This is a genomic window from Ochrobactrum sp. SFR4 (genome assembly GCF_019730395.1).
GTDB lineage: Bacteria > Pseudomonadota > Alphaproteobacteria > Rhizobiales > Rhizobiaceae > Pseudochrobactrum.
This window is the reverse complement of record NZ_JAAPBB010001268.1, coordinates 1-241: the sequence shown is the minus strand read 5'-3', so window position 1 is coordinate 241 and position 241 is coordinate 1. Positions and strand designations below refer to the sequence as shown.

Annotated in this window: 1 protein-coding gene; it reads left to right on the top strand. The window is 49.4% G+C overall.

Annotated elements, in window-relative coordinates; all coding sequences use genetic code 11:
• A partial coding sequence (gene opgC / locus HBA93_RS23090; RefSeq protein ID WP_221724785.1) for an OpgC domain-containing protein occupies window positions 1-241 on the top strand: 241 nt, incomplete at both ends.

Genomic DNA, 241 nt, shown 5'->3' with positions numbered 1-241 from the left:
CACATCGCGAATTCGGTTTTTCCGATTCTGCGGAAGCATTTGTGCTGATTTCCGGTCTGGCTGTTGCGCTTGCCTATAGTTCCAAATTTGTTGAAGGCAATCGCCTGCTGCTGTCTCTGAAAATGGCGCGCCGCTCGATGACGCTTTATATGGCGCAGATGATGACAACGCTCATCACGCTGGCGATTTTCGGTTTTACCGCGATTTATATGAAGCGGCCGGAAATGCTGGAAATGATCAA